This is a genomic window from Methylobacterium sp. SyP6R (assembly GCF_019216885.1).
In the GTDB taxonomy this organism is placed as follows: domain Bacteria; phylum Pseudomonadota; class Alphaproteobacteria; order Rhizobiales; family Beijerinckiaceae; genus Methylobacterium.
Genome location: NZ_JAAQRC020000001.1, coordinates 344462 through 357781, shown reverse-complemented (window position 1 = coordinate 357781; position 13320 = coordinate 344462). Strand labels below are relative to the sequence as shown.

Genomic DNA, 13320 nt, shown 5'->3' with positions numbered 1-13320 from the left:
GCGGCGTCCCCTCTACCAAAGCCCCTGCCGTGCTGTCACGTCGGGTCGGCGGCGCGGCTGTCGGCGAAGGCGCGGGTGAGCGCGGCGAGCTCGTCGGCGAGCGCATCGTGGATGACCGCGGCGGCATCCGGAAACACTTCGAGCATCCGGCGCATCACCGCCTGGGTGACGACCATCACCTCGACCGGGCCGTTGCCGGCCCGCGCGGTGGTCGGCCGCTCCAGGGTGAAGAACAGGGCGGCCTGGCCGATCAGCGCGGCGGGCCCGGCCTCGACCAGGGCGCCGCGGGGCCCGCGGGGCTCCAGCACCACGGTGCCGCGGGTCACCACGAAGCCGCCCTCGGCGGTGTCGCCGCGGGTGAACAGCACGGCGCCCGGCGCGAGTTGCCGGCGCTCGGCGGCGAACGAGATCAGCCGCAGGGCGTCCCGGTTCATCAGGCCGAACAGCGGCGCCGCTTCCAGAATCGCGATGTCGTCGTCGAGCGCCAACGGCCCCGCTCTCCCCGTGATGCGCCTCGCGCGGTCCTCACGCGTCCGTCCAGTCCGCCCGAGCTTCACGCTCCGCGCAGACAAGCTCTAAGCAGACTCCTCTAAGCAGACTTGCGTCGGCGCGCCACCGTCAGTCTGCGCAGCGTCACGCGACCCGCACGGCCTCCGCGCCGCCGGGCCGTGCCACCACGCGGTTGCGCCCCTGGCGCTTGGCCTCGTAGAGCGCCGCGTCGGCGGCGGCGAAGGACTGCCCGGCGGTCTCGGCCAGCTGCACCTCGGCGACGCCGAGGCTCACGCTGACGACGCCGCCCTCGTTGCCGACATGCGGGATCTGCAGGCGGGCCAGGGCCTGGCGGATGCGCTCGGCCCGGGCCGCGGCCTCGGCACCGGACGCCCCCGGCAGCAGCACGGCGAATTCCTCGCCGCCGATCCGGCAGGCGGTCTCGTCCGGCTCGCCGACCTGGCGCTGCAGCACACGGGAGACGGCGCGCAGCACCTCGTCCCCGGCGAGGTGGCCGTAGGTGTCGTTGTAGCGCTTGAACCGGTCGGCATCGAGCAGGACGAGGGAGAGAGGCACGCCCGTCCGCGCGACCTCCGCGCGCGCCCGCGCGAAGGCCTCGTCGAAGTGGCGCCGGTTCGGCAGGCCGGTGAGTCCGTCGGTATGGGCGAGGCGGGCGAGGTCGCGGTTGGCCGCGAGCGCCCCCTCCTCGGCGCGGGCCCGCCGTTCGAGCTCGCGCTGGAGCACCAGGGTCAGCCCGATCATGCCGCCGCACAGGAAGGCCACCACGGCCACGATCGCCATCGCCTTGGGCCGCCACAGCTCGGCGATGGCCCGCGTGGGCACCACCACCGCGGCGATGAGCGGGCGGTCGCCGATCCGGCTGTAGCTGAACAGGCCCTCGATCGCCTCGGTGTAGCCGGTCGCGACGAACTGTCCCGAGCGGTGCTCGAGGAAGTTCCGGAAATGCGGCGCCGCCGTCAGGTCCTTGCCGATCGCGTCCTCCATCACCGGGCTGCGGACCAGAAGCTCGCCGCTCTCGCGGAAGAAGGCGATGCGGGTGTGGTCGCCGAGGCTGAGGCGGCCGAACAGGGCGTTGAAGTAGCCGATGTCGATCGTGCCGACGACGACGCCGGCGAAGGCCCCGTCGGCATAGGCGAGGCGGCGGCTGAGCGGGATCACCCAGCGCCCGTCCGGCTTCGTCCGGAACGGCTTGCCGATATAGAGACCGACATCCCCCCGCTCCTTGTGGACCCGGAAGAAATCCGCGTCGGGAAAACTCAGCCGGCGGGGCACTGGATCGGTCGAATCGGCGAAGGCCTGCCCCTGCGCGTCGAGGGCCAGGATGGCGCCGAGGCCGGTCGCCGTGGCGGCCCGGTCGAACAGCACGACCTGACGCAGGCTCGGCGCGATGCCGTCGGCCTCCGGGTTGTGCAGGCCTTCGACCACGGCCTGGAGCGACAGGTCATAGAGTTCGATGTTGCGGTCGACCATGTGCTCGACCGATTCGAGCAGGTTCTGCGACACACGGCCGACCTGATCCCAGGCGCTCGCGCGCATCTGCATGACCGTCAGGCCGGAAACCGCACCAATCACCAGGGTGGCAACCACGATCGATCCGGCCAGCGTGCGGGACGCGGTGGAGGGTCGCCTGCGGGGTCCGGACGGCATCGACGCTCCGTTGCGCGGTGCTGGGATGTTCTCTCTCTAGTAGCGGATTTCTAACATTGGGTTGCCCGGCGGAAACGGAGGGATGCCCTCATGTGGATGGCTGACGTGCCCGAGGTGGCGCAGACGGCCGCGGCCGGCGCATCCTGCGGCGGGGCACATGCCGGCTCGTCGAGGAGAAATAATCTCAATATCAAAGACATAGCCAAGATCGAAGATCCAGCATGGTACCGATTGCAACGCGATCGAGGGCTGCTCTAGGTCTTTGATTTTGCCGCATTTTCTGCGACGAACCGGCATCCACTTCGTCGGAAAATGCTCTAGGATCCGGCCCGCGAAAGAACCGCCGCCAGGAGGGACCACGATGCGTGCCGACACGATTGCGCCGACGCCCTGCCGGGATGCGCCGCGATGCTGAGCCCCGCCTTGCGCGAGGAGATCGCCCGCCGCCACGGCACGCCGGCGGTGGTGATCGACCTCGACCGGGTGGCCCGCAACATCGCCCGGCTCCAGGCCGCCTGCGACGCGGCCGGCCTCGCCAACCGCCCGCACATCAAGACGCACAAGAGCCCGGTGCTGGCCCGGATGCAGATCGAGGCCGGCGCAAGCGGCGTCACCTGCCAGAAGATCGGCGAGGCCGAGGTGATGGCCCGGGCCGGGATCGACGACATCCTGGTGAGCTACAACCTGATCGGCCCGCACGCGCTCGGGCGCCTCGGCCGGCTCCTGCGCGAGAGCGCTGCCCGGATCACCGTCGCGGCCGACAACGCGATCACGGTGGCGGGCCTGCACGAGGCCGCGCAAGCGGGCGGGCGCACTCTCGACGTGGTGGTGGAATGCGACACCGGCCGCAAGCGCGCCGGCGTCGAGACCCCGGGCGAGGCGGTGGCGCTCGCCCGCGACATCGCCGCCCGGCCCGGCCTCGCCTTCGCGGGCCTGCTCCTCTATCCCCCAGCCGGCGACGCCGACGGCGCGCAACGCTTCCTCGACGCGGCGCAAGCGGGGCTCGCCGAGCATGGTCTGACCGCCCGCATCGTCTCGACCGGCGGCACGCCGAACCTGCCGGAACTCGGCCGGGTCCGCGGCGCCACCGAGCACCGGGCCGGCACGGTGATCTTCAACGACCGCATGATGATGGCGGCGGGCGTCGCGACGCTCGACGATTGCGCGCTCGCGGTGCTCGCCCGGGTGGTGAGCCGGGCAGGCCTCGAGCGCGGCATCCTGGATGCCGGTTCCAAGACGCTCACCAGCGACGCCGGCGGCGGCCTCGACGGGTTCGGCCTGCTGCCCGACCATCCCGGCGCCCGGATCGGCGCCTTCGCCGAGGAGCACGGCTTCCTCGACCTCTCGGCCTGCACCTCGCGGCCCCCGGTCGGCACCCTGGTCGAGGTGGTGCCCAACCACGTCTGCGTCGTCGTCAACATGGTCGACGAGCTGGTGGCGGTGCGGGACGGGGCGATCGTCGGGACGTTGCCGGTCGAGGCGCGCGGGATGATCGCTTGACGAATGGAGCATCCGTTCCGGCGTCGTTCCCATTCACGCCCTCATCCCGAGGTGTCATACCAACGGTCGTTGGAAACGACCTTTGGTTCCGCTCTCGAATTTTCGCCAAGCCTCTGGCTTGAAATCGAAAATTCGAGATGGATCAATGGCCCGATGCGTCAGCATCTTGGACCATTGGTATCAGTTCGTCACCGGCTTCGCGGTCCCTTGCGGATGAAACATATGGCAGAGTGGACTTGCCGTCGGCGGAGAGATCGGTTCGTCTTTGGTGTGCCAGACCCCGCGTATCAGTTGGATCCGGGCTCCTCTTCAGTCCCCTCGCTTGCGTCACGGGCCGGTCCTCGGGCCAGCCCCGGAGCGCGTCATTTAGATTTGATCTCACGGGAGCCTGCGCCGGCGGCCTGACGGCAAGGAGATCGTGATGGAGGTCCTCTACCCCCGCTGCGCCGCCCTCGATGTTCACAAGGACACCGTCGTCGCAGCCATCCGTCTGGCCGAGAGCAGCGAGGTTCAGCGTGAGGTGCGGACGTTTGCCACCACCACGCCCGCTCTGCTCGACCTCTCCGCCTGGCTCGACGAGCACGCCTGCACCCATGTCGCCATGGAGGCGACCGGCATCTACTGGCGCCCGGTCTGGCAGGTCCTCGACGCCGACAGCCGCACCCTGATCCTGGCCAATGCCGCCCATGTCAAGAACGTGCCCGGCCGCAAGACCGACGTCGCCGACGCGGTTTGGCTCTCCGACCTGCTCGCCCACGGCCTGATCCGCGCCAGCTTCGTGCCCGAGGCTCAGACCCAGGCGATGCGCGACCTGCTGCGCACCCGCAAGCAACTGGTCCGCGAGCAGGCCAGCCACGTCCAGCGCATCCAGAAGACCCTCGAGGAGGCCAACCTCAAGCTCGCCTCGGTGCTCACCGACATCATGGGCCAGTCCGGTCGCGCCGTGCTCGACGCGCTGGTCAAGGGCGAGCGCGATCCGGCTGGGCTGCAGGCGCTGGTCAGCCCGCGGGTGAAGGCGGCGCCCGAGGCGATCCGGGCCGCGCTCACGGGCCGGATCGGGGATCACCACCGTTTCCTGCTCGGTGTGCATCTACGCCAGTACGACGGGTTGGGGCGAGCGATCGCGGAGATCGACGCGCAGGTGGAGCGCGACCTCGGCCCTTTCCGGGAAGCGGTGAAGCTGCTGGTGACGATCCCGGGCATCAGTGACCTCACCGCGCAGGTGATCCTCTCCGAGATCGGCCCCGACATGAGCCGCTTCCCGACCGCCGGCCATCTGATCTCCTGGGCCGGGCTGTGCCCGAGAAACGACGAGAGCGCGGGCAAGCGGCGCTCGACGCGACTGCGCAAGGGCGCGCCCTGGCTCAAGACGGCCTTGGTGCAGGCCGCCTGGGCCGGAGTGCGCAAGAAGGCGAGCTACATCAGGGCGCAGTTCCAGCGCTTGCGCGGCCGGCGCGGCCCCAAGAAGGCGATCTGCGCGGTCGCCGCTTCGATGTTGACCGCGATCTATCACATGCTCAAGGCCGGCACGGCTTACGTCGATCCCGGGCCTGATCACGGCCGCAAGGCGGCCCCGACCATCCGCGCCAAGGCGCTCGTGCGGCAGATCGAGCGCCTTGGATTTGCGTGCGAAATCAAACCCGTAGAGCCAGTTTCTATTTAGTCCATCGTCGATCGCTCCACACCTCGGGATGAGGTTGCGCGTGGGATGATCCTGGGACTTTCGATGACCCACGGTCACCGACCGGCTCAGCCATCCCCCCGTGCCTATGGCAGCAGCTTGTACCCGCCGCCCTCCGTCACCAGGATCGAGGCGGTCGCCGGGTTCGGCTCGATCTTCTGGCGCAGGCGGTAGATGTGGGTCTCGAGCGTGTGGGTGGTGACCTGGGCGTTGTAGCCCCACACCTCGGCGAGCAGGGTGTCGCGCCCGACTACCTGCCGTCCGGCCCGGTAGAGGAAGCGCAGGATCGCGGTCTCCTTCTCGGTGAGCTTCAGCTTCGAGCCGCGCTCGCCGACGAGGAGCTTGGCGCCCGGACGGAAGGTATAGGGGCCGATCTGGAACACCGCGTCCTCGCTCGCCTCGTATTGGCGCAACTGGGCGCGGATGCGGGCGAGCAGCACCGCGAACTTGAACGGCTTCGTCACGTAGTCGTTGGCGCCGGCATCCAGCCCCTGCACCGTGTCGGCATCCGAGACCTGGCCGGTCAGCATGATCACCGGGCCGCGAAAGCCGCCCTGGCGCATCTGCCGCACCGCCTCGCGCCCGTCGAGATCGGGCAGGCCGACATCCATCACCACGAGATCGACGCGCTCGGCCGCGACCCGGTCCATCGCGCCCCGCGCGGTCTCGGCGGTCGCCACCTCGAAGGCGTCCGACAGGGCGAGCTGCTCGGTGAGGGTGTCGCGCAGGGTCGGATCGTCGTCGACGACGAGCAGGCGGTGGGCGTTCGACATCGAACCGGCACTCTCGAGGAAGGCGAACGGGCGACCCGCCGCCGGCCGGGGCGGCACTCCCGGACGGAGCGCAGCCTGGCAGCTTGCGGGGCAGAGTAGCGGAGCGCCAAGCCGCGGCAAGGGCCGGGGACCGGCCTGTCCACGGCCGCCGGCTCACGGACGGGGCGGCAAGGGGCCGTCCGGGCGCGGCGGAGCCGGGCGCAGGTTGCTCGGCGCGGCAAGTTCCGGGCGCGCCACCGCCACCGGGCAGGCCTGGAGCCAGAGATAGGCCCGAAGCGCCAGCCAGGCATCCTCCAGCGCACCGTGGCGGGCACCGACCCGGGCGATGCCGATGCGCCGGCACACAGCGTCGAGGGCCGCCCTCCCCTTCTCGCCCCGGCGGCGATAGGCCTCCATGGTGCAGTAGACCTTGGCGGCGACCGGCGGCAGCCCGGCGGCGGCCAGCTCGCGGTCGAGAAAGCCGAGATCGAAGGCGGCGTTGTGGGCCACGATCAGGTCGGCCCCGGCGAGGAGGTCCGCCAGGGCGCCCGCATGGGCGCCCACCGGGTCCTGGTGGCGCAGGAGCCAGTCGTCGTAACCGTGCACCGCCTCGGCCATCGGATGGCTCGCCCGCCCGGGATCGAAGATCAGGTGGTGGCAGGCGATCTCAGGCGTTCCGGTGGCCAGCGAGGCGGTGGCGAGCGCCACGGCGCCGAAGCTCACCACCCGGTCGGCTCCGGACAACCCCGTCGTCTCGACATCGACCGCGACGAGGCGCGGCGGCAGCCAGCCGAGCCAGTCCGGGACGGCATCGAGGACGGAGAGAGATTCGGGCATGGCGACGGCTCGGATACGGGGTCTCAGCGCCATTCTCCGCCGGACCCCGCCTCCTGTCACGCTCCCCTCGACGGGTCCCGCGACGGCGCCGTAAGACGGTGCTCATGAAGCGCACCACCCTCCGGCACCTGCGGGTCCGCCCCGATCCCCTCGACCGCCGCCGCGGCACGCTGATCGCCGGCCCGGTGCTGATTCCCTGCGCCCTCGGCAAGGGCGGCCAGACCCACCGGAAGCGCGAGGGCGACGGCGCCTCGCCCCGCGGGACCTTTCGCCTGCGCGGCGGCTTCTACCGGCCCGACCGGCTCGGGGGTCGGCCCGCGACCCTCCTCCCCTTGCGCCGCATCCGCCCTGGCGACGGCTGGTGCGACGAGACCTACGACCGGCGCTACAACCGCCCGATCCCGCTCCCCGCCCCGGGCATCAGCGCCGAGGCGATGTGGCGCGACGACGGGCTCTACGACCTCGTGATCGACCTCGACTACAATCGCGGCCCGATCCGTCCCGGACGCGGCAGCGCCATCTTCCTGCACGTCGCCCGCCCCGGCTTCCGGCCGACCGAGGGCTGCGTGGCCCTGCGCCGCCCCGACCTGGTCCGGCTCCTGCGCCGCCTCGGGCCCGGCACCCGCCTCACGATCTAGGCAAGCTGTTCTCCGGCAACGCGAACAATTCGACGGGATCTTCTCGTCGAATCATGCTGCGGAGCACAAAAAACTCTTTCATTTTGGTAACGCTGCCACACTCGCGCAGCGCGAAAACATCCTGTAGGGTCTGGCTTGCCACACAAAAGCCTTATCGGACGCAGGGGAGAGACGCATGCTCGACGCCTACACCGCGACCGAGATCGTTCGTGCCCGACAGATCCACGCGGCGGAGGGCGCGCGCGGTACCCTCTGGGATTTCGGCGCCCGCTATCGCGACGGGCTGCCCAACTCTCCCATCCTGCTCACGGACGAGGACCGTGTCCGCTTCCTGGAGCAGGCGCGGGAGGAGATCCGCTGCCTGCACGCCAACTGACTGAGGTTGCGCGTCAGCCCTGCGGCTGGCGCGCCCCGAAGATCGCGCTGCCGACCCGCACATGGGTCGCGCCCATCTGGATGGCCGCCGGGTAGTCGGCACTCATCCCCATCGACAGGATCGGCAGGGCATGGCGGCGGGCGATTGCCGCCAGCAAGCCGAAATGCGCCGAGGGCGGATCCGCCGCCGGCGGGATGCACATCAGCCCCGAGACGGTGAGGCCGTGCGTGTCCCGGCACTCGGCCAGGAAGGCATCGACCGCGCCCGGCGCCACGCCCCCCTTCTGCGGCTCCTCGCCGGTATTGACCTGCACCAGCAGCCTCGGGTGCCGGCCGCTGCGCTGAATCTCCTTCGCCAGGGCCGCCGCGAGCGAGGTCCGGTCGAGGGTATGGATCACGTCGAAAAGCTCCACCGCCTCGCGGGCCTTGTTCGATTGCAGCGGGCCGATCAGGTGCAGCTCGGCTTGCGGATATTCCTCGCGCAAGGCGGGCCACTTCGCCTTGGCCTCCTGCACGTAGTTCTCGCCGAACAGCCGCTGGCCCGCAGCCAGGGCCGGGCGGATCCCCTCGGCGGCAATCGTCTTCGACACGGCGATGAGGGCGACGTCTGCCCGATCGCGTTCGCTGTCTTGCGCGGCGCGAGCGATCTCGCCCTGTACCTCGGTTAGGTTCGCCACGACGGTCTGCGGGTCGATCATGACCGCTATCCTTCCCGGCGGCGCGCCGCCTTGCTTGATTGTTGACCCTCGGGACCAAACCGTGTCCTAGTCCGCCGGCGCCGCGCCGAGCAAGCTCAACCGTTTGCGGCCGTGACGTTTTCCCTTCATCCCTGCCGCCGGTGCTCTCGGCGCCGGCGCCGACCGGTCGCAAAGACGCCGCCATGGCCGAACGTTACAACGCGAAGGATTCCGAGCCCCACTGGCAGCAGGTGTGGGCCGAGCGGGAGATTTTTCGCACCCGCAACGACGATCCGCGCCCGAAATACTACGTGCTCGAGATGTTCCCCTACCCGTCGGGGCGCATCCATATGGGCCACGTGCGCAACTACGCGATGGGCGACGTGGTCGCCCGCTACAAGCGCGCCAAGGGCTTCAACGTCCTGCATCCGATGGGCTGGGACGCCTTCGGCCTGCCGGCCGAGAACGCCGCGATGCAGAACAAGGTCAACCCGCGGGAGTGGACCTACGCCAACATCGCGACGATGCGGGCGCAGCTGCAATCGATGGGCCTGTCGCTGGACTGGAGCCGCGAGATCGCGACCTGCGATCCCGACTACTACAAGCACCAGCAGCGGATGTTCCTGGACTTCCTGAAGGCCGGGCTGGTCTCGCGCCGCACCGCCAAGGTGAACTGGGACCCGGTCGATCACACCGTGCTCGCCAACGAGCAGGTGATCGACGGGCGCGGCTGGCGCTCAGGTGCGCTCGTCGAGCAGCGCGAGCTGACCCAGTGGTTCTTCAAGATCACCGACTTCGCCCAGGACCTCGACGACCGGCTCGACACGCTGGAGCGCTGGCCGGAGAAGGTCCGGCTGATGCAGCGCAACTGGATCGGCCGCTCGGAAGGGCTGGAGCTGCGCTTCGCCCTGGAGGCGGTGCCGGAGGGCGCAAGCTCCGAGGTCACGGTCTACACGACGCGGCCCGATACGCTGTTCGGCGCCAAGTTCCTGGCAGTCGCCGCCGACCATCCGCTTGCCGCCGCGGTGGCGAAGGACAACCCGGCCCTGCAGGACTTCATCGCCGAGTGCCGGCGCATGGGCACCGCCCAGGCTGCGATCGATACGGCGGAAAAGCTCGGCTTCGACACCGGATTGAGGGTGCGCCACCCCCTGGACCCGTCCTGGACCCTGCCGGTCTACGTCGCGAATTTCGTGCTGATGGAGTACGGCACCGGCGCGGTGTTCGGCTGCCCGGCCCACGACCAGCGCGATCTCGACTTCGCCAACAAGTACGGTCTCGGCAACACGCCGGTCGTCTGCCCGCCGGACCAGGATCCCGCCGCCTTCACGATCACCGACACCGCCTATGACGGCGACGGCCGGATGATCAATTCGCGCTTCCTCGACGGGATGAGCACCGACGAGGCGTTCAAGACCGTCGCCGATCGCCTGGAGACCGAGACCCTCGACGGCGCTTCGGTCGGCAAGCGCCGGGTGCAGTTCCGCCTGCGCGACTGGGGCGTCTCGCGCCAGCGCTACTGGGGCTGCCCGATCCCGGTCATCCATTGCGACGCTTGCGGCGTCGTGCCGGTGCCGGTCGCCGACCTGCCGGTGCGGCTGCCGGAGGAGGTCTCGTTCGACGTGCCCGGCAACCCGCTGGAGCGCGATGCGGCCTGGCGCAACGTGCCGTGCCCGTCCTGCGGCAAGCCGGCCCGCCGCGAGACCGACACGATGGACACCTTCGTCGATTCGTCCTGGTACTTTGCCCGCTTCACCGCCCCGTGGCTCACGGACGCGCCGACCGACAAGGCGGTGGCCGATCACTGGCTGCCGGTCGACCAGTATATCGGCGGCATCGAGCACGCGATCCTGCACCTGCTCTATTCCCGCTTCTTCATGCGGGCGATGCGCCAGACCGGCTGGGCCGGGCTCGACGAGCCCTTCGCCGGCCTGTTCACGCAGGGCATGGTCGTCCACGAGACCTATCGCGACGAGGCCGGAGCGTGGGTGCAGCCGGTCGACGTCAAGCTGGTAACCGAGGATGGAACGCGCAAAGCGTTTCACGTGAAAACCGACGCGCCGATCGCCATCGGGGCGATCGAGAAGATGTCGAAGTCGAAGAAGAACGTCGTCGATCCAGACGACATCATCGCCTCCTACGGCGCCGATACCGCCCGCTGGTTCATGCTCTCCGACTCGCCGCCGGAGCGCGATGTGATCTGGACCGAGGATGGCGTGCAAGGCGCGTCGCGCTTCGTCCAGCGCGTCTGGCGCATGGTGAGCGAGATCGCGGAAGGCGGTTCCGAACCCGCTGCCGCCGGCAGCGAGGCCGCGCTGAAGGCGGCGCACAAGGCGCTGGCGGCGGTCGGCGACGACATCGAGCGCCTGCGCTTCAACCGCTGCGTCGCCCATATCTACGAATTGGCGAACAGCCTGCAGGAGGCGGTCAATGCCGAGCGCGGCCATGCCCCCTCCCCTGCCCTGCACCAAGCAACGCTGATCCTGGTGCAGCTCATCGCCCCGATGATGCCGCACCTCGCCGAGGCCTGTTGGACGGCGCTCAAGCAGGACGGCCTGGTGGCGGAGGCTTCCTGGCCGTCCGTCCGTCACGACCTGCTGGTGGAGGACAGCGTCACGATGCCGGTGCAGATCAACGGCCGCAAGCGCGCCGACGTCACCGTGCCGCGCGATGCCGATCAGGCGGCGGTGCAGGATGCGGTCCTGGCCCTCGAGCCCATTCAGCGGGCGCTCGAAGGCAAGCCGCCCCGCAAGGTGATCGTGGTGCCGTTGCGCATCGTCAACATCGTGGTCTGAGCGGGCGTGACGGATTGATAGAGACGAGGGCCCGGCGATCTCCCGATCGCCGGGCCCTTCTCGTTTTCACTCCGGTCGTCTTATGCCCGATTTCCACCATCCGACCGGCCGACGGCCCTGCTGTCGCCGCAGAGATTCTTTAGATCGCCGGCTCTATCCTGGGAGCCCGCGGGGCGTGTTCACTCCACTTGGCAGAACCCCTTGGCAGAACCTCAGCGTAGCGGTAACCGCGTCAGCGTCGCGGTGACGAATCAAGCGGTGGCAGGACGGACCTTCATGGCAGGCAGCACGGCGAAGACGGCGCGGAACCTCACTCTCGTCGCCACCCTGGCTCTCGGCCTCTCGGCCTGCTTCCGGCCGCTCTACGGGCCGACCGCCTCCGGCGCGCCCCTGAGCGCCGTGCTCGCCTCGATCCAGGTCGAGCCGGCCAAGACCGCGCAGGGCCAGGAGCGCCTCGGTCATTACCTGCGCAGCGAGCTGGTCTTCGACCTCGACGGCTCAGGGACGCCGGCGGAGAAGAAGTATCGCCTGACCCTTGCGGCGAGCGAGACGGTGCAGACGCCGATCGTCAGCTCGATCACCGGCCGGGCGGAAGCCGCGACGCTGGTCGGCACCGCCTCCTACAAGGTCCAGACGCTCTCCGGCGACCGCACCATTACCGAGGGCGTCGCGCAAGGGACCGCCACCTACGACCGCTCGGCCCAGCGCTTCGCCAGCCTGCGCGCCGCCCGGGATGCCGAAATCCGGCTGGCCAAGCTCCTTTCCGACCAGATCAAGACACGCGTCGCCGCGATCCTGGCGACCCAGCCCTGAGCGCATGATGACCGCCGGAGGCTTGTCGTGACCGCCGTGAAGGCTGGCGAGGTCGAGGGCCTGCTGCGCCGCGGCCCCGACCCGCGCATCGCCGTGATCCTGGTCTACGGCCCGGATACCGGTCTCGTGACCGAGCGTGCCCGCCTCCTGGCCGAGAAGGCGGTCGACGATCCCTCGGACCCCTTCGCGCTGGTGAAGCTCGACGGCGACGTGCTGGCGAGCGATCCCGGCCGCCTCGTCGACGAAGCCGCCACCGTCGGGCTGTTCGGCGGCAAGCGGGCTGTCTGGGTCCGTCCTGGCAGCCGCAACTACGCGCCGGCGGTCGACGCCGCCCTCAAGCACGAGAGCGCCGACACGCGGATCGTGGTCGAGGCCGGCGATCTCGCCAAGTCGGCGCCCTTGCGCGTGATCTGCGAACGTTCGCCACGGGCGCTCGCGATCCCCTGCTACCCGGACGATGCCGGCACCCTCGCCGACCTGATCGACAAAACGTTGCGGGCGGACGGCTTGCGCATCACCCGCGAGGCCCGCGACCTGCTTGCCAGCGGCCTCGGTGGTGACCGACGGGCGAGCCTCGGCGAGATCGAGAAGCTGGCGCTTTACGCTCGCGGCCAGGGCGAGATCGGCATCGACGATGTCGAGGCAATCGGCAGCGACGTTTCCGGATCGATGCTCAACGCGCTGATCGATGCAGCTTTTGCCGGACGGATCGCCGAGACCGAGCGCAGCTATCGGCGCTTCCAGATCGAGGGCATGGACGCCTCGGTGATGCTGGGCGGAGCGCTCCGCCACGCGCTCACCCTTCTCGCCACCCGCCTCGATGGCGAGGGCAAGAGCCCGAGCGCGATGGTGGCGGGATGGCGTGGCCTGCATTTCCGGCGTCAGAAGATCGTCGAGACGCAACTCGCCCGCTGGAGCCCGGCCTCGTTACGTCGGGCGGTCTCGCTGTTGCAAGACGCGGTGCTCAATGCCCGCCGGGCCGGGGGCGACTTCTCGCACGCCATCGCGGCCGATCTCTTCCTGCGTCTGGCGAGCGAAGCGGCGAGAAGGGGCTGACGCGCCCCCTCCCCTCTCATTCCAAGGCCGAGCCTGAAG

12 protein-coding genes are annotated in these 13320 nt (G+C 69.9%); 7 read left to right on the top strand and 5 right to left on the bottom strand.

The annotated features are described in order from the left end of the window. Nucleotides 1-35: 35 nt before the first annotated feature. A complete protein-coding gene (locus HBB12_RS01660) occupies nucleotides 36-488 on the bottom strand; it encodes a cyclic nucleotide-binding domain-containing protein (RefSeq protein WP_236987756.1) in 453 nt (150 codons plus the stop codon). Nucleotides 489-633: 145 nt separating this feature from the next. After that, a complete protein-coding gene (locus tag HBB12_RS01655) occupies nucleotides 634-2157 on the bottom strand; it encodes a sensor domain-containing diguanylate cyclase (protein ID WP_236987755.1) in 1524 nt (507 codons plus the stop codon). 411 nt (nucleotides 2158-2568) lie between these two features. Here HBB12_RS01655 and HBB12_RS01650 point away from each other — a divergent pair, with 411 nt between their 5' ends. Together HBB12_RS01650 and HBB12_RS01645 are read left to right on the top strand one after the other, a co-directional pair. After that, on the top strand, nucleotides 2569-3657 hold the full coding sequence (locus tag HBB12_RS01650) for an alanine racemase (protein ID WP_442919336.1): 1089 nt from the start codon (nucleotides 2569-2571) through the stop codon (nucleotides 3655-3657). 421 nt (nucleotides 3658-4078) lie between these two features. After that, a complete protein-coding gene (locus HBB12_RS01645) occupies nucleotides 4079-5320 on the top strand; it encodes an IS110 family RNA-guided transposase (RefSeq protein ID WP_236987753.1) in 1242 nt (413 codons plus the stop codon). Nucleotides 5321-5424: 104 nt separating this feature from the next. Here HBB12_RS01645 and HBB12_RS01640 read toward each other — a convergent pair whose 3' ends face one another. Both HBB12_RS01640 and HBB12_RS01635 read right to left on the bottom strand, forming a co-directional pair. Further along, entirely contained in the window at nucleotides 5425-6111 is a 687-nt protein-coding gene (locus HBB12_RS01640) for a response regulator transcription factor (RefSeq protein WP_236987752.1), read from the bottom strand. 153 nt (nucleotides 6112-6264) lie between these two features. After that, nucleotides 6265-6927 (bottom strand): 3'-5' exonuclease, encoded by a 663-nt coding sequence (locus HBB12_RS01635; RefSeq protein WP_236987751.1) that lies wholly within the window; start codon nucleotides 6925-6927, stop codon nucleotides 6265-6267. A 104-nt stretch (nucleotides 6928-7031) separates the two neighbouring features. Between HBB12_RS01635 and HBB12_RS01630 the strand changes: the two genes are divergently transcribed. After that, a complete protein-coding gene (locus HBB12_RS01630) occupies nucleotides 7032-7565 on the top strand; it encodes a L,D-transpeptidase family protein (RefSeq protein ID WP_236987750.1) in 534 nt (177 codons plus the stop codon). 175 nt (nucleotides 7566-7740) lie between these two features. Beyond that, entirely contained in the window at nucleotides 7741-7941 is a 201-nt protein-coding gene (locus tag HBB12_RS01625; RefSeq protein WP_236987749.1) for a hypothetical protein, read from the top strand. A 13-nt stretch (nucleotides 7942-7954) separates the two neighbouring features. Here the strand turns inward: HBB12_RS01625 and HBB12_RS01620 are convergent, their stop codons facing one another. Continuing rightward, nucleotides 7955-8638: a YggS family pyridoxal phosphate-dependent enzyme gene (locus HBB12_RS01620; RefSeq protein WP_236987748.1), complete on the bottom strand. Its 684-nt coding sequence runs from the start codon at nucleotides 8636-8638 to the stop codon at nucleotides 7955-7957. 182 nt (nucleotides 8639-8820) lie between these two features. Here HBB12_RS01620 and leuS point away from each other — a divergent pair, with 182 nt between their 5' ends. The 3 genes from leuS (at nucleotide 8821) to holA (ending at nucleotide 13281) form a co-directional block, all read left to right on the top strand. Further along, entirely contained in the window at nucleotides 8821-11412 is a 2592-nt protein-coding gene (gene leuS, locus HBB12_RS01615) for a leucine--tRNA ligase (RefSeq protein ID WP_236987747.1), read from the top strand. A 276-nt stretch (nucleotides 11413-11688) separates the two neighbouring features. Further along, nucleotides 11689-12225 carry an LPS assembly lipoprotein LptE gene (locus HBB12_RS01610; RefSeq protein ID WP_236987746.1) on the top strand — a complete coding sequence of 179 codons (537 nt, stop codon included), beginning with the start codon at nucleotides 11689-11691 and terminating at the stop codon, nucleotides 12223-12225. 27 nt (nucleotides 12226-12252) lie between these two features. Then, entirely contained in the window at nucleotides 12253-13281 is a 1029-nt protein-coding gene (gene holA, locus HBB12_RS01605) for a DNA polymerase III subunit delta (RefSeq protein ID WP_236987745.1), read from the top strand. Nucleotides 13282-13320 lie beyond the last annotated feature (39 nt).